The sequence below is a fragment of the Sphingomonas panacis genome (assembly GCF_001717955.1).
In the GTDB taxonomy this organism is placed as follows: Bacteria; Pseudomonadota; Alphaproteobacteria; order Sphingomonadales; family Sphingomonadaceae; genus Sphingomonas; species Sphingomonas panacis.
The window spans coordinates 1,091,393-1,111,276 of the sequence record NZ_CP014168.1 but is presented as its reverse complement, the minus strand read 5'-3'; the positions used below and the strand labels follow the sequence as shown (position 1 = coordinate 1,111,276).

The window sequence follows — 19,884 nt, the reverse complement described above, 5'->3', positions numbered from 1 at the left end:
ACGGAGGAGGGGATGGCGTGCGATCATCACCGCTGCTCCACCACCATCGGCGCGAGCGGCACCTGTGCGCGGATCGCGGGCGAGTACATCGCCTCGACCCGGCTCGGCGGCAGTTGGAAGCGGCCCGCCCCGTTCAGGCGGATCAGGTACGACGCGGCGAATTTGCCGCGCGGCACCCAGTCGAAATAGGCGCGCCAGCTATCGTTGCGCCGCTCGACATAGGCGGCCGAAACGCCCGCCTGCACGTCCCACAGCTTCCCGTCGGCGTCGCGGATGTTGAAGCGCGTGCCGTCACCCGCTTGCCCCTTGTCGGCGAGCATCTGCGATTGCCCGCCGAGATCGCCGATGATCGTCGCGCCCGCCGGAATCGGATCGTTGATGACCACCCAGTTGCGCTCGGCGCTCGCCTCGACGCCGATGGTGATCTTAAGCACGTCGCCGCGCGTCAGCTTGCCGGGCGTGCGGCGCTGCACCACCTCGACCGATCGCACCATCCGGTAGCCCGCGAACAACGGTTGTTTGAGCGGCACCGCCGCCGACACCGAGACGCTCGCCCACGGCCCGGCGCCGCCGGCCTGACGCAGCACCAGCGGCGTTTGCACCGCCGGCAGCGCGAAGCTGGCGAGGCGCTGGTCGGTGGCGAGCGGCCAGTTTTTGCTCAGCGTCTTCGCGCCGAGCGTCAGCGTGGTCGCGCCGGTGATCGCGCTCGCCGGATAGAGCGCACCGAACTTGCGCGCGGCGATCGTGCCCCAGGCGTTGGCGGTGGTGGTGTCCCAATGGCCATGCGACTGGCGCAGCGCGACGCCGACCATCATCTTCGCGGCTTCGTCCTGCCAGCCCGGGCGACCGAGCGTGGCGATCACCGCCTTGATCGAGGCCTCGTCGGTCGAGGACATCAGCCACCACAGGCTGTTGCCCTTGTCGGACAGGTCTAGCCTTGTGCCTTCGTACACCAGCCGCGTGCGCAACTCGGCCTCGGCATTGGCCTTGAGCGCGGCGGCGTTGGCGAGGCCGGGAACGTGATCGAGTGCGATCAGATAGTCGGCGAGGCTTGCGGTCGGCATTTCCTTCGGCGTCATCGCGATCTGGCCGAGCATCGCCGGTGTCGCCGCGCCAGCGCGGGCGAGCGCCGCGAACGCCGCGATCTTCTGCGGGCGGGGATCGCCATAGGTTTCGTGCCGCACGCGCCCGTCGAGCACCGCCTTCAGCCCCTCGATCATCCGCGTGCGCGCCGCATCGGGAATTGGCAGGCCCGCTTCTGAGGTCATCGACAGCACATAGGCGGTCAGCGCTTCCGATCCGCTCAGCGTGTCCGACGGCCAGTACCGCAGCAGCCCGTCACTCGCCTGATAGGTCGGGATATCGCTCGCAAGCGATGTCCACGCGCTGGCGTCGCCGAGCGCGACCGCGCGCGACAGCCGCTGTTCGAAGCAGGTGTACGGATAGGCCGCCATGAACGCGCGCACGCCGGCAAGCGGCGGCGCGAGGCTGTCGTCGAGCCGGATATCGACCGTGCCGCGCCCGGCGAGCGCGCCGGCGGGCGGTGCGATCGGGATCGTGGTGGCGTCGCCGACATGCGCCAGCGTGGCCGCCCACACCTCGACCGGGAAGGCCGGTACGACATCCTGATTGACGGTGAGCTGGTCGCCAGCCTTGTCGTCCGCCGTCTTGGCGGTGACGTGCCAGCGCAGATTGGCGACGTTCTCGGGTGCGGTCAGGTTCCAGGCGATCGGCACCGCGCCGCCCGCCGGGATTTGCACGGTCAGCGGATGGCCCTGCGCGATGCGGGGGGTGAGATCGACGCTGGCGGTGACGGTCATCGGCTTGTCCGAGCCGTTGCGGAGCGTGAACCCGGCCGCGTAATAATCGCCCGATCGCACCAGCGGCGGCATCGCCGCGTAGATCGACAGATCCTGCGCGGTGCGCACCTCGGTCGATCCGGTGCCGTAAAGCTGCGCGCCCTGAGTCGCGATCGCGACCAGCTTGAACGCGGAGAGCGCGTCCGACATCGGCACCGCGACTCGCGCGTGGCCGTTGGCGTCGAGCGCGACATGGTCCTTCCACAACAGCACCGGCTGGAAATTCTCGCGGTTGAGCCCGGACGAATCGGCGCCACCGCCGCCGCCGGCCTCGACCGCTTTCTTGCCGTAATGGCGCTTGCCGACCACCTGAGTCTGCGCGGTCGAGGTCAGCACCGAAAGCGGGCGTTCGCCCATCATCGCGCTCAGCACGTCCCAGCTTTCGTTGGGGGCGAGCTGGAGCAACGCCTCGTCGACCGCGGCGAAGGCGACATCGGCTTCGCGCGCCGGCTTGCCGTCTGGCGTCTTCACCGACACATCGACCTGCGCGACATCGCGTGCGGCATAACGCTGGCGATCGGCCTTGACCGCGACCGCGAGCGTATGCGCCTCCCAGCCCACCTTCACCTTGGCGATACCGAGCCGGTAGCTCGGCTTGGCGAGATCGACGAGCGCGGTCGGTTCCTGCCCCTCGGGCGGCCCGCTCTCCAGCCCGAGCGAGCGCGCGATGCCGTGCAGCCAGCTCCAGAACCCGCTCTCGACGCGGCCGCGCACCACCATCACCGAGACGAACACGTCGGGCGCATAGGCCCCCGGCATCGGCACTTCGACGACCGGGTCTTTGCCCGAAAGCTGTGTGACGAAGCTCGACAGCACGCCCTCGCGCTCGACCGTGACGAGCGCAGTCGCGCTTCGGAACGGCATCCGCACCTGGAAGCGGCCGGTTTCGCCGGCGGTATAGCTGAGCTTCTCGGGCACCACGTCCATGCGGTCGCCATTGTCGCCGCCGAACCACCAATCCTCGTCGCCCGCCAGCCACACCGAGGTGGCCGCACGCGCGACATTGCCGTTGGTATCGGCGGTGGTGGCGACGGCGTAGATTTCGCCCGAGGTGCCGGGATCGATCTTGCAACTCGCGAGGCCCTGCGCATCGGTGGTCGCGGTGCAATCCGCCGACAGCTTGGTCGTCGTCATCTGGTTGTCGTAAGCGTAGAAGCCGCCGATCAGCCGCCGCCGCGCGGTCAGGATCTTGCGGTTGTAGAGCGCGACCGAAACCTTCTGGTTGGCGATCGGCTTGCCTTCGGTGGTCAGCGCGACGAAGCTCAGGCGCAAATCGTCCTGCTTCATCAGCCAGCCATCGGTCTTGATGCCGAGCTGAACCGCACTCGGGAAGATCGGGATTCGCTTGGAGGCGGTCAGCACCTCGCCATTGGCGTCTTGATAATCCATCTCGACGAGCATGTCGGTGGCGGCGTCGAGGCTTTGCGGCACATCGACCGTCGTCTTGGTGGTACCGTCGCCGCCGAGCTTGGCGGGCAGGGTCTGGGTCGGCGGCAGCGGGGTCTTCTCCTCCTCGCCATCGCCGTCGAGCGGCTTGGTGCCCTCGGTCACCTTGGCGCCGCCGAACGTGTATTTCTCATAGCCGTCGGGCGTCGCGGTGCGGCCGAAATAGCCGATGCGCAGATCGACCGGCAGATTGGGCGCACCGCCGCCCGAGAGATAGCCGACGAACAGGTCGAGCGGCAGCGCCTTCGGGCGCACCTGCGCGTCCTTGGGACCCGTGACGGTCGCGCGCATCGTGGGCAATTTGTATTCGTCGACCTTGAACGACTGGCCCGAGGAGAGCGTCTTGCCGCCCGCTTCGATGCGGATGTCGTAATCGCCCATCGGTGCGCCCTGCGGCGCGGTCCATTCCGATTCGCCGATACCGTTGGCGTCGATCGTCACGGGTAGTTCGAACACCGTGTCCGATCCGCGATGCGACAGCTTGAGCGTGCCCGATGTGGCGGGGGCGAGGCCGAACCCGGCACCGATCTGCTGGCGCAGGATATGCTTCATGTGGATCGTCTCGCCCTGACGGACGAGCGCGCGGTCGAACACGGTATGGAGCAGGTCGCCCGCCGCCGAATAGCCATAAGGCAGATCGAAGTCATACGGGCGGATGCCCTCGCCCCAACCGGTCAGCGTGAAGCTGAAATCGTCGGCGAGCCGCGCCGACACCATCAGCGGGTGCGCGCTGCTGCTCTCTTCGCAACTCGCATAGGTTTCCGGCTCGGGCAGGCCCTTGGGCACGTACAGCCCGCCGGCCTTGTCGGTGGTGCCGCGTGCGAGCAAAGCGCCGGTGCAGCTATCGGTAACGCGCACCTCGGCGTTGGCGGCGGGTTTTCCGGTGTCGAGCTGGGTCACCCAGGCGAGGCTTCGCTCGCGGCCCCATTTGAAATGCACCGCGAGATTGGTGACGAGCGCCGCCGACGCGACATAGCGCGGCGCATTCCGCCCGAGCAAAGCCTGCCCCAGCACCGGGCTGGCCAGTTCGACAACGTAGAAGCCCGGGCGCCCGAGCGGGATGCCGAACACTTCGAAATCCTTGCCCTTGCCGGGCAGGCCGAGCGACAGCGCCTTGCCCTGGCCTGCGCTCAGGATCGCCTCCGATCCGGTGTCGTTGATACGCACGTCCTTGCCGCCGCGCTTGACGGTGTGGCTTTTCTCTTCGCCAGCCTTGGCGACGGTGCGGAGCCATTGCGCGACCTCACCGTCCGAGCCCGCGACGCGTAGCGACTGTCCGGGCATCGCCATGCTCTGCCCCTGCAACGCCGGCTCGACATTGCGGACGGTGACAGGCAGCACGCCGCCCTGCTTGGCTTCGAGGATGCCGAAGGGGGCTGCGAACTTGATGAGCGGCGGCGCTTCGTCGAACGTCACGTCGAGCGGAAAGCGCTCGGCATTCGACAGCACGCGGCCGCTCTCGTCCTTCAGGCCGGCCGGGAGAGTCAGCTTGGCCGTGGTGGCGGCGGGCAGAGGGGCCGCGAAGGTGATGTCGCTGATCGTCGCTTTCTTGGCGTCGTCCTTGTCGAACTTGGGCGCGATCGCCTTGCCATCGGCGGTGGCGATGCGGATTTGCTGTGCCGCCGACATCGCGATCGGCGCGGTGAAGCGGACATAGGCCTTCTCGACCGGCGAGCAGCCCGCCTGCGCATTGACCCGGCTGCATTCGAACCGCGCGCTGAAGGGTTTGCGCACCGTATAATCGAAACGCTGGTCCGCGCCGGCGGTCTTGCCGCCCGCGCTGGCGATGTTCGCGCCCCACACCAAGGCCATGTCGCGGCCCGGCGGCAGCGGGCGGCGGCATTTGAGCGCGGTCACGCCGGCATAGGCCTTCTGGCGATCGGCAGCGCTCGCCGGCACCGCCGCCGGCAGCCCGCCGTTATCGAGGAAGCTGCGGACGTTCCAGTTGCTCGTGCCCATCTCGCCAAGCAATTTGCCGGGCAGATCGGCGGGGAGCACGTCGACCGGGATCTTCTCGCCGATGCCGTCGACCGCGCAATAGGCGTTGGCGGCGATCGAGGCGGGGGTGGCGGGCAGGTTGGCGGCGACGAGGAAGGTCTGGTCCTCCTCGATCTCGCCGTCATATTGCGCCGGCAGCACCGCGCGCGCGACCGGGCCGCCGGCATCGACCTTGAACACGCGCTGGCCGGTCACCTCATAGCCCGACACGCTCTTGAGCTTGTCGTGGATCGTGAACGAACAGGTCGTGCCGCCGGGCAGGCCGCTCACGAACTCATAGACATAGGTCTGCGGATCGACCCAGCGGCCGGTGCCGCTGACATCGCATTTCACGTCATAGGGCGAGGCCGCGCGCGGATCGCCGAGCGCGACCATCGGCTGGCTGAATCGGGTGGTGAAGCGTTCGATCGCGCCGTCGCCGATGCCCGGCGTCGCCAGCACGACCTGCGGCGAGGAATCGCCAAGCGCGGCGACCGGCGCGAGCGCCAACATCAGCAGCGCGATACGGCCTGCGACCTTCATTGAACGTTCCTCCCCAGGAGCGGCGCGACGCTACGGGGCGGCACGGCGGGCGTAAAGCTTTGATTGTAGCTTGCTTGCACGTTGCGGCTGCGAAACAATAGCGACGAATCGATAACGCTGATTCGGGGGTGAGGCGTTTGGAGGTTGGGGGGATCGTCCTTGCCGCGCTCGACGCGGCTGCGCGCGAAACCATGCTGTTCGCGGCCGTGGGTTTTCTGATCGGCGGAATCGACGATCTCGCGGTTGACCTCGTGTTCCTGACAGTGTGGGCGCGGCGGCGATTGAGTCCGGCCAGTATCGGCAACGGCGACGGGACGCTCGCGGAATATCCGGCCCGTCCCACGCCGCGCCGTTTCGCGGTGTTCGTGCCCGCCTGGGACGAGGCGGCGGTGATCGGCGCGATGCTGCGCACCACGCTGGCGCGGTTCGGTGCGGCCGACTACCGCGTCTACGTCGGCGCCTATCCCAATGACCGCGCGACGATCGATGCGGTCGCGGCCATAGCCGGCCAGGCCGCGCGCGTTCGGCTGGTGATCGGTGGCGTCGCCGGGCCGACCACCAAGGCCGATTGCCTCAACACGCTGTGGCACGCGTTGCAGCGCGACGCGGCGGGCGGATGGCGCGCGGATGCGATCGTGCTGCACGATGCCGAGGACGTCGTCGATCGCCACGAACTGCGGATCTACGATGCGCTGCTGGATCGCTACGCGGTCGTGCAATTGCCGGTCTTGCCGCTGATCGACCGCCGCGCGCGGCTCGTCTCGGGCCATTATGCCGACGAATTCTCCGAAGCGCACACCAAGAACCTCGTCGTGCGGCAGGCGCTCGGTGCTGGCCTGCCGCTCGCCGGAGTCGGCTGCGCGATAGCGCGGGATTCGCTCGCGGCGGTCGCCGCTGCGCGCGGCGGCAACCCGTTCGACGGTGGCAGTCTGACCGAGGATTACGAACTCGGCCTCATGCTCAGCCAGCGCGGTGCCACGGGCGTGGTCGCGCGCATCCGCGAAGGCGCCGGCACGCCGCTGGTCGCAGTGCGCGCCTATTTTCCCGCGACGCTCGAGACGGCGGTGCGGCAAAAGGCGCGCTGGATGATCGGCATCGCGTTCGCCGGGTGGGACCGGCTCGGCTGGGCGCGCGCGCGCCATTGGTCCGAACATTGGATGCGGATGCGCGATCGCCGCGCGCCGCTGGCGATGCTGGTGTTGGCCGTCGCTTATGTCGCGCTGCTCGGCTGGGGCGCGTCCAACCTCGCGCACTGGCTGGCGGCCACGCCGATCCCGCGTGTCGGCACCGCGACCGCTGTGTTGCTGCGGGTGAATGCCGCGATGTTGCTGTGGCGGCTCGTCGCGCGCGTAGCATTCACGACGCGCGACTACGGCTGGCGCGAAGGGCTGTGGTCGCTGCCACGCATGCTGGTCGCCAATCTGATCGCGCTGCTCGCGGTGCGCCGCGCCGTGTGGCGTTACGCCGCGATGCTGCGCGGCGCGGACGTGCGCTGGGACAAGACCGCGCACGTCTTCCCGGATGATGCGGCGATCGAGCCGTGATCGCCGGGCAGGGCCGGCCGTTGCGCTTTATCGGCGTGTTGGTCGCGGGCTGGATCGGCTTACGCACGGTCATGCTGTGGCCGCATGCCCAGGGGGTGCCTGATCCGGTGCCCGATCTGGCGCGCGGCGCGGTTGCGGTGGCGCGGGCGCCGGCAGCCGCAACGGCGGCTCCGGCCATGGCGCGTCCGGCTCCGCCGCCGGGCGAGCCGGTTCGGCTCACGGCGGCGTGGCGCGCTGCGCCCGCCGCTTCGGCGCATGGCGGCGGTGCGGTGCGATCGATTCAGCCGCCGCCATTCGCCGTGCCGGTCGGCGAGCGCGACCGTCCGCAAGCGCCACCGCCGCCCATCGCTGGCCTGCCGCGTTCCGTGCCGGCCGCTGCGACGGCCGGCACGACCGAACCGTCCCGGCTCTCGGGCAGCTTCTGGCTGGTCGCGCGCGGCGGCGGCGGCGTCACCAGCGCGCCGCTCGGCGGGCAACTCGGCGGCGCGCAGGCGGGGTTGCGGCTGGCGTATCTGCTCGATCGCAGGCACCGCCTCGCCGTGATGGCGCGCGTCACCAGCCCGCTCGGATCGGGGCTGCGCGAGGCGGCGATCGGCCTCGAATGGCAGCCGACGCGGTTGCCGGTGCGGATCGTCGCCGAGCAGCGCATCGCCATCGATGGCGGCAAGGGCGGCCCTGCCGTCGAACTCGTCGGCGGCTTTGGCCCGCTCCCCATCGGCGGTGGCTTCCGCCTCGAAAGCTACGCACAGGCCGGCGCGATCCACCGCGACCGCACCGAAGGCTTCGTCGATGGCGCGGCGCACCTCTCGCACCCGATCGGCGCACTCGGCCCGATCTCGATCGATGTCGGCGCCGGCCTGTGGGGTGGCGCGCAGCGCGGCGCCGAGCGGCTCGATGTCGGCCCGTCGATCACCGCGACGCTGCCGATCGCCAACCAACGCCTGCGCGTTTCGCTCGATTGGCGCGAACGGGTCGCCGGCGGCGCGCGCCCGGGTTCGGGGGTGGCGCTGACGCTGGGCGCGGATTTCTAGGCGCGTCGACCGAACGGGAAGGGGGAAGCGCTTCCCCGCCTTTTTCACCCGAAGCGCCACCCGCGCTTTGCCTCGCGCCCGCAACCGGCTATCGCCTTGGGGCAATGGACATCTACCTGCCCATCGCCAATCTGTCGGTCAACGCGCTGGTGATCGTGCTGCTCGGCGGCGGCGTCGGGCTGTTGTCGGGCATGTTGGGTGTCGGCGGCGGGTTCCTGACGACGCCGCTGCTGATCGTCTACGGCATTCCGCCGACCGTCGCCGCCGCCTCTGCCGCGAGCCAGGTGACGGGGGCGAGCGTGTCGGGGGTGTTCGCGCATTTCCGCCGCGACGGGGTCGATACCAAGATGGGCGGGGTGCTGGTCGCGGGCGGGCTGCTCGGCAGTCTCGCCGGCGGGCAGGTCTTCCGGCTGCTTCAGGCGACCGGGCAGATCGATACGGTGATCGCGATCATCTATGTGCTGCTGCTCGGCTTCATCGGGTCGATGATGGGGCGCGAGGCGATCGGCGCGATTCGCGTCGCGCATGGCGCGGCGGCGCCGCGCGCGCGCAAGCGCCGGCACCACCCGCTCGTCGCGGCGCTGCCGTTCCGCACGCGCTTCTATCGCTCGGGGCTGTACATCTCGCCGCTCGCGCCGCTTCTGCTGGGGTTCTTCGTCGGCATCCTGACGATCCTGCTCGGCGTCGGCGGTGGCTTCATCCTCGTGCCGGCGATGCTGTACCTGCTCGGCATGACGACTCAGGTGGTGGTCGGCACCTCGCTGTTCCAGACCTTGTTCGTCACCGCGATGGCGACGATGGTCCATGCCACCACCACCAAGGCGGTCGATATCGTGCTGGCGGCGCTGCTGCTGCTCGGCTCGGTCGCCGGCGCGCAGGTCGGCGCGCGCTTCGCCGCGAAGGCCAAGCCCGAATATCTGCGGCTGGCGCTGGCGATCATCGTGCTGGCGCTCGCGGTATGGATCGCGATCGGGCTGGGCTGGCGGCCCGCCGAAATCTATTCGGTCGAAGCGTCGTGAAAGCGTGGTGGATGGTGGTTCTCGCGCCGTTGCTGGTCGCGGCGGAGAGCAAGCCGGTGCTCGTCCCCGACGTGTCGCAGCGCAATGTCGAGATCGTCTACAGCTTCACCGGTGCCGATCTGCTGCTGTTCGGCGCGATCCTCTATCCCGGCGGGCGCCTGCCCGACGACGACAAGCCGACCGACATCGTCGTGGTGGTGAAGGGGCCGACGCAATCGATCCTGGTGCGCGAGAAGGAGAAACTCGGCGGGCTGATCTGGGTCAATGCCGCGCGGCTGCGCTATCGCTCGGCGCCGAGCTTCTACGCGATCGCCTCGTCGCGGCCGATCGCGACATTGCTCGATGAGCGCACCCGCGCGATCTACGAACTCGGGCTCGACAGCCTGCAACTCTCGCCCGCCACCAGTGCGCTCGACGACCGGCAGGACCGGTTCGCGCGTGGCCTCGTCGATCTCAAGCGCCGCGCCGGCCTGTATGTCGAGGCGCCCGGCGCGGTCGAGATCACCGATGGCGTGCTGTACCGCGCGGTGGTGACGATCCCCGCGCGCGTTCCGGTCGGGCGCTTTACCGCCGAGACCTTCCTGGTCCGCGACGGCCACGTCCTCGCGGTGGCGACCCGCGACATCGAGATCCGCAAATCGGGCTTCGAACGCTTCGTCGCGCGCTCGGCGGAGCGCAACGCCATACTCTACGGGCTGGTCGCGGTCGCGCTGTCGGTCGCGTTCGGCTGGGGCGCGGGACTGATCGCGCGCCGGTTTTAGCGCCAGCCGTTCGTCCCAAGCGACGTCGAGGGCCGAACGCAATCTTTACGACTCAGCCGTTAAGCACGTCATCCTGATTTGGGACGACCCGCGAATGACCGAAATGCCGGGCGGCGACGCCTTCGCCACTCCCGCCGCACGCCTGCGCGATCCGATCGGCATGGTCATCGAGATCGCCGGATCGCGCGGCCAGATCGTGTTCGATCCCGAACGGCTCGCCGCGCTCGGCGGGCATGACGATCCGATCATCGCCGCCGCCGGCTCGGTCGGCAGCCAGGTCAAGCTGCGCGTCGGCGGCATCTGGCTGGTCGCCAATGTGCGCTCGCTCAAGCTCACTGACGACGGCGAGCGGATCACCGCTCTGGTCGATTTCCTCGGCGAAGGCGATGAGACACCCGAGACCGGCGTGCTCGCCCGCTTCCGCCGCGGCGTCACGCGCTATCCGATGCCGGGTTGTCACGTCTATCCGCTCGCCACTGCCGACCTGCGCGAGATCTACGCGACCGAGGACCGCGCGCATATCGAGATCGGCACGGTCCATCCGACCCGCGACGTCCGCGCGGCGCTGTATGTCGATGCGCTGCTCGGCAAGCATTTCGCGCTGCTCGGCAGCACCGGCACCGGCAAGTCGACCAGCGCCGCGCTAATCCTGCACCGAATCTGCGATCTCGCGCCGCAAGGCCATATCCTGATGATCGATCCGCACGGCGAATATGCCGCCGCGTTCACCGCCAACGGCGCGATCTTCGACGTGTCGAACTTGCAAATGCCCTATTGGCTGATGAACTTCGCCGAACATTGCGAGGTGTTCCTCACCGCAACCGGCTCATCACGGCAGATGGATGCCGACATCCTCGCCAAATGCCTGCTGCTCGCGCGGGGCAAAAGCCGGCTGGGGCAGGAAATCGCCAAGCTCACCGTCGATGCGCCGATCCCCTATCTGCTCGGCGACCTCATCGCGTTCATCCAGCTTGAGATGGGCAAGCTCGACCGCGCCGGAGACACCGCGCCGTACATGCGGCTGAAAACCAAGATCGAAGAGATCAAGGCCGATCCGCGCTACGGCTTCATGTTCTCGGGGCTATTGGTGGCGGATACGATGGCGGGGTTCATCGAGCGCATCTTCCGCCTGCCCGGCGGCGGCAAGCCGATCTCGATCATCGACGTGTCGGGCGTGCCGTCCGAAATCACCGCGGTGGTGGTGGCGATGCTGAGCCGGATGGTGTTCGACTTCGCGATCTGGTCCAGGAACGAGCCGCAGCGCCCGATCCTGCTCGTCTGCGAGGAGGCGCACCGCTACATCCCCAATGAACGCAACGCCGATGCGTCCTCGGTCGGCCGCATCCTCAGCCGCATCGCCAAGGAAGGCCGCAAATACGGCGTGTCGCTCGGCCTCATCACGCAGCGCCCGTCCGATCTGGCGGAAGGCGTGCTGTCGCAATGCGGCACGATCATCGCGATGCGGCTCAACAACGATCGCGACCAGGCGTTCGTGCGCGCCGCGATGCCCGAAGGCGCGCGCGGCTTCCTCGATTCGATCCCGGCGCTTCGCAACCGCGAGTGCATCATCAGCGGCGAGGGCGTCGCGATCCCGATCCGCGTTGCGTTCGACGATCTGGAAGAAGCGAAGCGCCCGGCGTCGGACGATCCATTGTTCTCCAGCCTGTGGACCGAAACCGGCGACGAGGACGCGATCATCGCGCGCACGATCAAACGCTGGCGCGCGCAGGGGCGATAGCGCATACCGTGCCGATCAGTAGATACTGCCCGCCTTCTCGTTCGGGTATACGGTCATGTCGATCTCCAGGACGCGCGTCTGGCCCGATCGCACGACGATACGCGTGCCCTTCGTGTTGACCATGTCGTTGACGAAGGACAAGCGAACGACGCGTGGGAAACCGATCATAGTCTTGGTTTTGACTGGCACGTAGCGCCGCTCCCTCAGCGCCTTGAGCGCAATCGCGAGCCATCGGTCGTTCAGCCGCGCCGACGTGCGGACCGGGTGCACGTCGCTCACAAGCCCGTCGGAGGTGATGGTATAGGCGACATCGGCCCATTCCGAATTGTCGCTTCCGTCGCTGGTCACGGTCATCGAATCGGTTTCGATCGGCGGCGCATAAGCGAGCAGCGGCCGAACGGTATCGACTGGTTCGATCGTCGCGAGGATCGCGCCGGCCGCCGCAGCCTGCTTCTTCGCCGGCAGCATGCGCAGCGCGATCAGGCGCGCGCCGTTGCGGAACGGCGCGAAGGCCGGATCGGTCGATCGCTCTACCTCGGCGATCGCCTCGCGGGCGCTCGACCGGTACGATGCGTTCGACTGCGCCACCGCCGAGAGCAGCGCCGCCTTGCGGAACAGCGCGAAGGCTTCCACCGCCGGCAGATTGGCGCGATGCGCCTGTGCGGCGATCCTGTGATATGTGTCGAGCGCATTGTCAGGGCGACCTTGGCGCGCCTCCAGATCGCCGACCTCCATCCGCGCGAGCATGACCTTGGCGTCCCGCCGGTCAAGACCCGCCTTGAGCGCGCCAACCATGTCGAACGTGTCTATTCGCTCCTGATCGGACGCGCCGTTTAGCCCGGCCAGCCGAGCGTTTGCGCGGTGAAGCGAGGACACCTCGACCGGAAGCTCGGCAGCAAAGCGCGCGTTGCGCCTGCGCGCCGCCAGCAGGGTCTGGCGGCTGCCGTAATAGTCGCCGGCGACGAACTGGCCCTCGGCATAGGCGAGCGAGCGGTCGATATCTTCCTTGGGCGCACAGTGGCGCGCCAGACACGTGTCGAGTTCGCGCTGCAGCTTACTGAGCGGTTCCGCAGTGACGACTATTTCGTGTGGGACCGCATCTTCCGACACCTTCGGCGGAGCCGGCATTTGAGCGACTGTGCAAGACAGCGGAACTGCCACACCGGCCAGAGCAAAGGTGAGCAAATGTGTGAGTGTCGGCGCCATGCCCGCAGACTGATGCTTTATCTATCCGCGCGCAATATTGTTGCAGTGATAATCCAACCGCTCCGGGGCGATCGTCAGTGTCACGCGTCACGGTACGTTGCCGGATTCTGCTATCCTCTAGCGGACGCGCCGCTCAATCTCACCGCCCGCCCGGCTTCACCGACAGCAAGGACCCCACCCGCGCCCTGAACGCGCGCAGCGCTTCGCCCGAAAGCTGCACCACGCTCGACAGCGAGATCGTGCGCGGGTTGACCGACACGCCGTTGCGCCAAACCTCCCAGTGCAGATGCGGCCCGGTCGAAAGCCCGGTCGATCCGACATAGCCGATCACTTGCCCGCGCGACACGCGCGTGCCGGTACGCACCGCGATCCGGCTCATATGGCCATAGCCGGTGGCGATTCCGCCCGGTCCGGCGAGTTTGACGAAATTGCCATAGCCGCCGGTGCGGCCGGCGAACTGGATCACACCATCGGTCGCGGCGTGGATCGGCGATCCCCACGGCGCGCCGATGTCCATGCCTTTATGCATCCTGAGGATACCGAGGATCGGATGCATGCGTAAGCCGAAGGTCGAGGTGATGTGCCCGGAGACGGGCATCCCCATCGCGCCGCGCTGCTCGGTCTGGCCGGAAGATTCGAACCATTGCGCGCGCTCGCCATCGCCCCATTTGACGAGCTGGAGCGGCTTGCCGCCGCCGCGCGCCAGCCCGGCGAACAACAGCCCGCCGAGCTGCACTTCGCCGGTGGCGGCGCGCGCCTGCTCGACGATCAGGTCGAAACGGTCGGCAGACCGCACGTCGTGGCCGACCGAGAGCCGGCTGGCGATCGCGCGGATATAGGATTCGACCGCTTTGGCTGGTGCACCCGCTGCCCGCGCCGAACGGTACAGGCTCGATCCGACCAGCCCCTGGATGCGCAACGGCGTATGATCGACCGCGATCACCTGCCGGGTGAGGGCAAGCGCGCCACCGACGCGCTTCAGCGACAGTTGCAAGTCGAAGCGCGCGCGGAACGAGAGTTGGTCGAGCGGGCGTGCCACGGTCTTGTCGGCACGGCGGCCGAGCGTCAGATCGATCTGCGTGCCGGGCTTGAGATCGTCGAGTGCGGTAGCGCCGGTGACGAGCCGCATCGCCGCGTCGGAATCACGTTCGGACACGCCGGCGCGGCGCAGCACCGCCGCGAAACTGTCGCCAGCGCCGTAGCTCGCCGACAGGTCGATGCTTGGCCGTTCGGGCGTCTGGGTGAGTGGCGCGACGAAATCATTGGCGGCCATGCGGTGGCCGGTGTTGGCGCCGTAGGCGAGCGGCGCGATCGACTGCGCGCGCGCTTCGTCCCATTGCGCGCCGGCGAGCGGCGGCGCGACGGTGCCGGCGATCGGATGAAGGCGCGGCGCCAATGCCACCGCGCTCGCGCATAATGCGGTGCAGGTCAACGCACCGCGCCACCATTCCGCCGAGCCGATCCGCGCGCCGAGATCGGGCACCCAATCGACTTTGGCGAGGCCAGCGCGGAAACGGTCGAATGCGGTCGGGGCGGGAAGCGGCGACAGCGTCCGGCCGAACGACACGGTGGCCGTGCCACCAGCCTGTTCGAATCCGGAATCGCTACGCAAAAACACGGCTGACCGCCCCCCATGACGCCGCCCAGCACATCGACCCCCGGCGTGAGGCCCGATTTTGTGTGGCGTGAAAAGATGAAAGTCAATTTAACCCGGCGGCGCGATACACGTCGGTGCGGTGAGGCGTTCGCCGAGTCGGGCAAGAAGCGCAGGCACCGGATATCGTTGGCATTGCTGAGCGAAAATAGCCGGTTGTTGGCAATCTGGTGGTTGCGCATCCCGGCGCGGCAGCCGATGTTATCCGGGTCATGTCACGCGCCGACCACCGGGTCACCGCCGTTCTGGGGCCGACCAACACCGGCAAGACGCATCTCGCGGTCGAGCGGATGTGCGCGCATTCGAGCGGGATGATCGGCTTCCCGCTGCGCCTCCTCGCGCGCGAGGTCTATGACCGCGTCGTCAAGATCAAGGGCGCCAACCAGGTCGCGCTCATCACCGGCGAAGAAAAGATCGTCCCCAAGGACGCGCGCTGGTTCCTCTGCACAGCCGAGAGCATGCCGCTCGAACGCGAGGTCGCCTTCGTCGCGCTAGACGAGGCGCAACTGGGCGCCGATCCCGAGCGCGGCCACGTCTTCACCGATCGCATTTTACGCGCACGCGGGCGTGAAGAGACGATGCTGCTCGGCTCGGAATCGCTCAGGCCGATGGTCAAGGCGCTGGTCAGGGATGCCGAGATCATCACCCGACCGCGCTTCTCGACGTTGAGCTACGCTGGCGTGCGGAAGATCAGCCGGCTCCCCAAACGTTCGGCGATCGTCGCCTTCTCGGCCGAGGAGGTCTACGCCGTCGCCGAGATGCTGCGGCGGCTGCGCGGTGGTGCGGCGGTGGTGATGGGCGCGCTTAGCCCGCGCACGCGCAACGCGCAGGTCGCGATGTTCCAGGCGGGCGAGGTCGATTATCTCGTCGCGACCGACGCGATCGGCATGGGGCTCAACATGGATGTCAGCCATGTCGCCTTCGCCTCGCTCCATAAGTTCGACGGGCATCGCCAGCGCCGGTTGACGGTGGCCGAAATGGCGCAGATCGCCGGCCGCGCCGGGCGCCACCAGCGCGATGGCACGTTCGGCGCGCTCGTCGATGATGGGCCGAGCGCGTTCGGCCCCGAAGAGGTGCTGGCGATCGAGGAGCATCGCTTCGCGCCGCTCGAGCATCTCTATTGGCGCGAGGGCGTGCCCGATCTGTCGAGCATCAACGCGCTGATTGCCAGCCTCGAACTGCGCCCCGAAGCGCGCGTGCTGCGCGCCGCGCCGGAAGCGACCGATCTGGCCGTGCTCAAGCGGCTGGCGGGCGAGGATTGGGTGCGCGACCGGGTACGCGGTCAAAAGATGGTCGCGCGGCTGTGGGCGGCGTGCGGCCTGCCCGATTTCCGCAAGCTCGGCGTCGATCCGCATGCGCGCTTCGTCGGCCGGGTGTTCGGCTATCTGAGCGAGGGGCTGGGCTACGTGCCGCACGAATGGTTCGCTAACGAGATCGCGCGGCTCGATAACGTCGCGGGCGATGTCGAGACGCTCGCCGGGCGGATCGCGGCGGCGCGGAGCTGGGCCTATATCGCCAACCGCGCCGACTGGCTCGCCGACCCGGCGCATTGGAGTGCGCGCGCCGGCGCGGTCGAGGAACGGCTGTCCGACGCGCTCCACCTCAGTCTGACGCAACGCTTCGTCGACAAGCGCACCACGCTGCTGATGCGCCAGATCGGCGCCGATCCGCGCGCTCTGCCCGTTACCGTCGGGCCACAGGGTGAGGTCAGCGTCGAGGATCATCCGATCGGCACGCTGACCGGCTTCCGCTTCACCGTCGCCCCCGATGCGCGGCTCGCTGACAAACGGCTGCTGCTCGCCGCCGCCGAGCGCCGACTGGGGAGCGAGCGCGGTCGGCGGGCGCAGGCGCTGATCGACGCGCCCGATGCCGATTTCACGCTCGCCGACGACGCGCCCGCGGTTCATTGGGCGGGGCATGAGGTCGCGCGGCTCGGGCCGGGACCGTCGCTGGCGCGGCCGCGCGTATTGCTCGATCGCGCGCTCGATTGCCTCGACCGCCCGGTGCAGGCGGCAGTGCGCGAGCGGCTCGAACGCTGGATCGCCGCACAGGTCGCGCGGCGGCTGCCCGCGCTCGGCACGCTCGACGCGGTGCTGCGCGATGCGCAGGCGTCACCGCCGCTGCGTGCGGTCGCGGCAGGGCTGGTCGATGCGGGCGGGATCGCAACGCGGATGAGCATCGGCCACGCGGTCGATGCGCTCGATTCGGCAGCGCGCAAGCGGTTGCGCGCGGCCGGCGTGACGATCGGCGCGCTCGACCTGTTCGATCCGCGCCTGCTCAAGCCCGAGCCGGCGCGCTGGCGGCGGATGCTGCTCGCCGCGCGCGGCGTGGCCGTGTCCGCAGCGCCACCCGCCGGCCCGACGGTCTTGCCGCGTCAGGCCGCCGGCGCGCACCTCCAGCACGGCTATCGCCCGCTCGGCAGCCAGGCGGTGCGAGTCGATCTCGCCGAGCGGATCGCGCGCGCGGTGCATGATGCGCGCGACGGCCACCGTCCGTTCGCGCCCGATCCCGCGCTCGCCACCTCGATCGGGATGACGCCGGACACGCTCGCACGGCTGATGGCGGCGCTGGGATTCCGTGCCGCACGCCCCGAGGATGGCCAGCCGCGCTGGGCATGGCGCGGGCTGACCCGCGCCGTGCAGACCGCGCCGCCACGCGACAACGCCTTCGCGGCGCTCGCCGAATTGGGAGCGCGGCTTGGCTGAAAAGACCGGGGCTGAAGGCTCGATGCGGCTCGACGTGTTCCTCTGGCATGCCCGGATCGTCAAGACGCGGGCGATCGCCCAGGCGCTCGCCACCGCCGGCCGTCTCCGCCTCGATGGCCGCCCAGTCGACCGTGCCGCCGCGCCGGTCCGGATCGGCGTGGTGATCGCCTTCGCGACTCCGGCGGGCCGCGTGCGCGCGATCCGCGTCGAGGCGCTGCCGGCGCGGCGCGGGCCACCCGCCGAGGGCCGCGCCTGCTACAGCGATTTGCTTGAGAACGGTTCTCATCTTGCCCCCGGTGATTGACGGGGCTTGTCCCCGCGCATAGCAGGGCGCGATTGTCGTCCCGGAGTGAGCTTAATGACCTACGTCGTCACCGATGCCTGCATTCGCTGCAAGTATATGGACTGCGTAGAAGTGTGTCCGGTCGACTGCTTCTATGAAGGCGAGAACATGCTCGTCATCAACCCGAGCGAGTGCATCGATTGCGGCGTGTGCGAGCCCGAATGCCCCGCCGAAGCGATCCTGCCCGATACCGAGAGCAATCTCGAACAGTGGCTGGAACTCAACACGACGTTCTCGGCGCAATGGCCCAACGTCACCCGCAAGCTCAACCAGACGCCGGCCGATGCCGATGCGATGAAGGGCGAAACCGGCAAGTATGACAAATACTTCTCGCCCGAACCGGGTGCCGGCGACTGATCGCGCCCGCCACCCTGTAGGATCGACCCGCTACGGCGGCCCCCGCGCGTCCATGACGGCGGGCTGGTAATTTTATTGCTGGTGTGTTATACGATCGGAGACGGAGGCGCGGTTGCGCGTTCTCCCGCTGGAGACGTTCACACACCCACACCCGCTTGCACCCTCGCAGCCCTTTGCGCGCGGTGCTGTCGCACGGGAACACCGGTCCTACAGAAAGGCTAACGGAATGGCTGCCAAGGCGCTGTCCTTCGACGTCGGCGATTATGTCGTTTACCCCAAGCACGGCGTCGGCCGTGTCATCGAGCTGCAACGGCAGGAAATCGCCGGGATGCAACTCGAACTCTATGTGCTCCGCTTCGAAAAGGAGCGTATGACGCTCCGCGTACCGACCAACAAGGCCGAAAGCGTCGGCATGCGCAAGCTCTCCAGCGACAAGACGCTGCGCGAAGCCCTCGAAACGCTGACCGGCAAGCCGCGCGTCAAGCGCACCATGTGGTCGCGCCGCGCGCAGGAATATGAAGCGAAGATCAATTCGGGCGATCTCGTCTCGATCGCCGAAGTGGTGCGTGATCTGTTCCGGGCCGACGACCAGCCCGAGCAGAGCTATTCCGAACGCCAGATCTTCGAAGCGGCGACGAGCCGGCTCGCGCGCGAACTCGCCGCGATGGAGCAGGTCGACGAGCCGACCGCGCAGGAGAAGATCCTCGAGATCCTCCGCAAGGCCGCGGCGATCCACAACAAGGACAAGGTTCCCGCCTGATCGCGGCACCTTTTCCAGGGTTCCAAAAAGGGGCGGCCGGCGACGGTCGCCCCTTTTTCGTTGTGTTCGGCGCGACTGTGTATTATAAAGGCAATACACAAGGAGGATTGAATGCGGTCTGCGTCTCTCATCGCAATGCTGGCGTTGGTCGCCTGCTCGCCCGCCGAGGATCGCGACCCCGGCGTCGCCGCGACCAGTGGCGGCACCGCGCGCATCTACCAGGTGGCCGACTTCACCGGCGTCGCGCTGCGCGCATCGGATGACGTCGATGTCCGCGTCGGCAGCGGCTTCTCGGTGCGCGCCGAAGGGCCGGCCGCCGAGCTCGACACGCTCCGCATCGTCCGCGACGGCGACGTGCTTCGCATCGGCCGCAAGGACTCATTCGCGTTCCAATGGGGCCGGACGGCGCACGTGAAGATCTTCGTGACGATGCCGCGCATCACGACAGCCGAGCTCAGCGGCACCGGCGACCTCGCGATCGACCGAGTCGAGGGCGAGCGCTTCCGTGTCGACAGCAAGGGATCGGGCGACATCGCGATCGGCGCGCTCAGCGTCGAATCCGCCGATCTGTCGCTGTCGGGCACTGGCACGCTGACCGCCAAGGGTCGCGCGCACCAGCTCAAGATCGACCTGAGCGGATCGGGCGACGTCGATGCGCCCGAATTGAAAGCGGCGCGCGCGAGCGTGTCGGTCGCGGGCACCGGCGATGTCCACGCGACGGTGGACGGCCCTGCGCAGGTATCGGTGACGGGAACGGGCGATGTCGATCTCGGCGCGGCCGCGCATTGCACGACGACCAACGCCGGCACCGGCGAGGTTCGCTGCGGCAAGTAGCTCGCCCAACCTGTCCCCGTTCGGGCTGAGCCTGTCGAAGCACGTGCCCCAAACGGTGCGCTCGTGACACGCACGCCGACAGGCGGTGCGAACGGGCATGGGATGCT

General features: G+C 68.5%; 13 protein-coding genes. 10 read left to right on the top strand and 3 right to left on the bottom strand.

Annotation, left to right across the window (positions count from 1 at the left end; all coding sequences use genetic code 11):
* Positions 1–26: 26 nt before the first annotated feature.
* On the bottom strand, positions 27–5,825 hold the full coding sequence (locus J0A91_RS04925; RefSeq protein WP_206364990.1) for an alpha-2-macroglobulin family protein: 5,799 nt from the start codon (positions 5,823–5,825) through the stop codon (positions 27–29).
* 128 nt (positions 5,826–5,953) lie between these two features.
* On the opposite strand from J0A91_RS04925, the gene J0A91_RS04920 reads away from it, so the two are divergent.
* The 5 genes from J0A91_RS04920 to J0A91_RS04900 all read left to right on the top strand — a co-directional run bounded on the left by J0A91_RS04920 (position 5,954) and on the right by J0A91_RS04900 (position 11,918).
* Entirely contained in the window at positions 5,954–7,369 is a 1,416-nt protein-coding gene (locus tag J0A91_RS04920) for a glycosyl transferase family protein (protein ID WP_240502210.1), read from the top strand.
* Positions 7,366–8,400, top strand: coding sequence for a hypothetical protein (locus J0A91_RS04915; protein WP_240502209.1), 1,035 nt, complete (start codon positions 7,366–7,368; stop codon positions 8,398–8,400). Before J0A91_RS04920 ends, J0A91_RS04915 begins: the two co-directional genes overlap by 4 nt.
* Positions 8,401–8,504: 104 nt before the next feature.
* A complete protein-coding gene (locus J0A91_RS04910; RefSeq protein ID WP_069203969.1) occupies positions 8,505–9,419 on the top strand; it encodes a sulfite exporter TauE/SafE family protein in 915 nt (304 codons plus the stop codon).
* Positions 9,420–9,430: 11 nt separating this feature from the next.
* On the top strand, positions 9,431–10,180 hold the full coding sequence (locus J0A91_RS04905) for a TIGR02186 family protein (RefSeq protein ID WP_069203968.1): 750 nt from the start codon (positions 9,431–9,433) through the stop codon (positions 10,178–10,180).
* Positions 10,181–10,274: 94 nt separating this feature from the next.
* Entirely contained in the window at positions 10,275–11,918 is a 1,644-nt protein-coding gene (locus J0A91_RS04900) for an ATP-binding protein (RefSeq protein ID WP_069203967.1), read from the top strand.
* 15 nt (positions 11,919–11,933) lie between these two features.
* Here the strand turns inward: J0A91_RS04900 and J0A91_RS04895 are convergent, their stop codons facing one another.
* Positions 11,934–13,046, bottom strand: coding sequence for a hypothetical protein (locus J0A91_RS04895; protein ID WP_069203966.1), 1,113 nt, complete (start codon positions 13,044–13,046; stop codon positions 11,934–11,936).
* 217 nt (positions 13,047–13,263) lie between these two features.
* A complete protein-coding gene (locus J0A91_RS04890) occupies positions 13,264–14,742 on the bottom strand; it encodes a M23 family metallopeptidase (protein WP_069203965.1) in 1,479 nt (492 codons plus the stop codon).
* A gap of 248 nt (positions 14,743–14,990) precedes the next feature.
* On the opposite strand from J0A91_RS04890, the gene J0A91_RS04885 reads away from it, so the two are divergent.
* The 5 genes from J0A91_RS04885 (at position 14,991) to J0A91_RS04865 (ending at position 19,777) form a co-directional block, all read left to right on the top strand.
* Complete coding sequence (locus J0A91_RS04885) at positions 14,991–17,483, top strand: helicase-related protein (protein ID WP_069207044.1); 2,493 nt, start codon at positions 14,991–14,993, stop codon at positions 17,481–17,483.
* A 22-nt stretch (positions 17,484–17,505) separates the two neighbouring features.
* Positions 17,506–17,787, top strand: a complete 282-nt coding sequence (locus J0A91_RS04880; protein ID WP_069207045.1) for a S4 domain-containing protein — start codon at positions 17,506–17,508, stop codon at positions 17,785–17,787.
* A gap of 54 nt (positions 17,788–17,841) precedes the next feature.
* Positions 17,842–18,183, top strand: a complete 342-nt coding sequence (gene fdxA / locus J0A91_RS04875) for a ferredoxin FdxA (RefSeq protein ID WP_069203964.1) — start codon at positions 17,842–17,844, stop codon at positions 18,181–18,183.
* Positions 18,184–18,409: 226 nt separating this feature from the next.
* Positions 18,410–18,943, top strand: coding sequence for a CarD family transcriptional regulator (locus J0A91_RS04870; RefSeq protein WP_069203963.1), 534 nt, complete (start codon positions 18,410–18,412; stop codon positions 18,941–18,943).
* A 111-nt stretch (positions 18,944–19,054) separates the two neighbouring features.
* Positions 19,055–19,777 carry a head GIN domain-containing protein gene (locus J0A91_RS04865; protein ID WP_069203962.1) on the top strand — a complete coding sequence of 241 codons (723 nt, stop codon included), beginning with the start codon at positions 19,055–19,057 and terminating at the stop codon, positions 19,775–19,777.
* Positions 19,778–19,884: the final 107 nt, after the last annotated feature.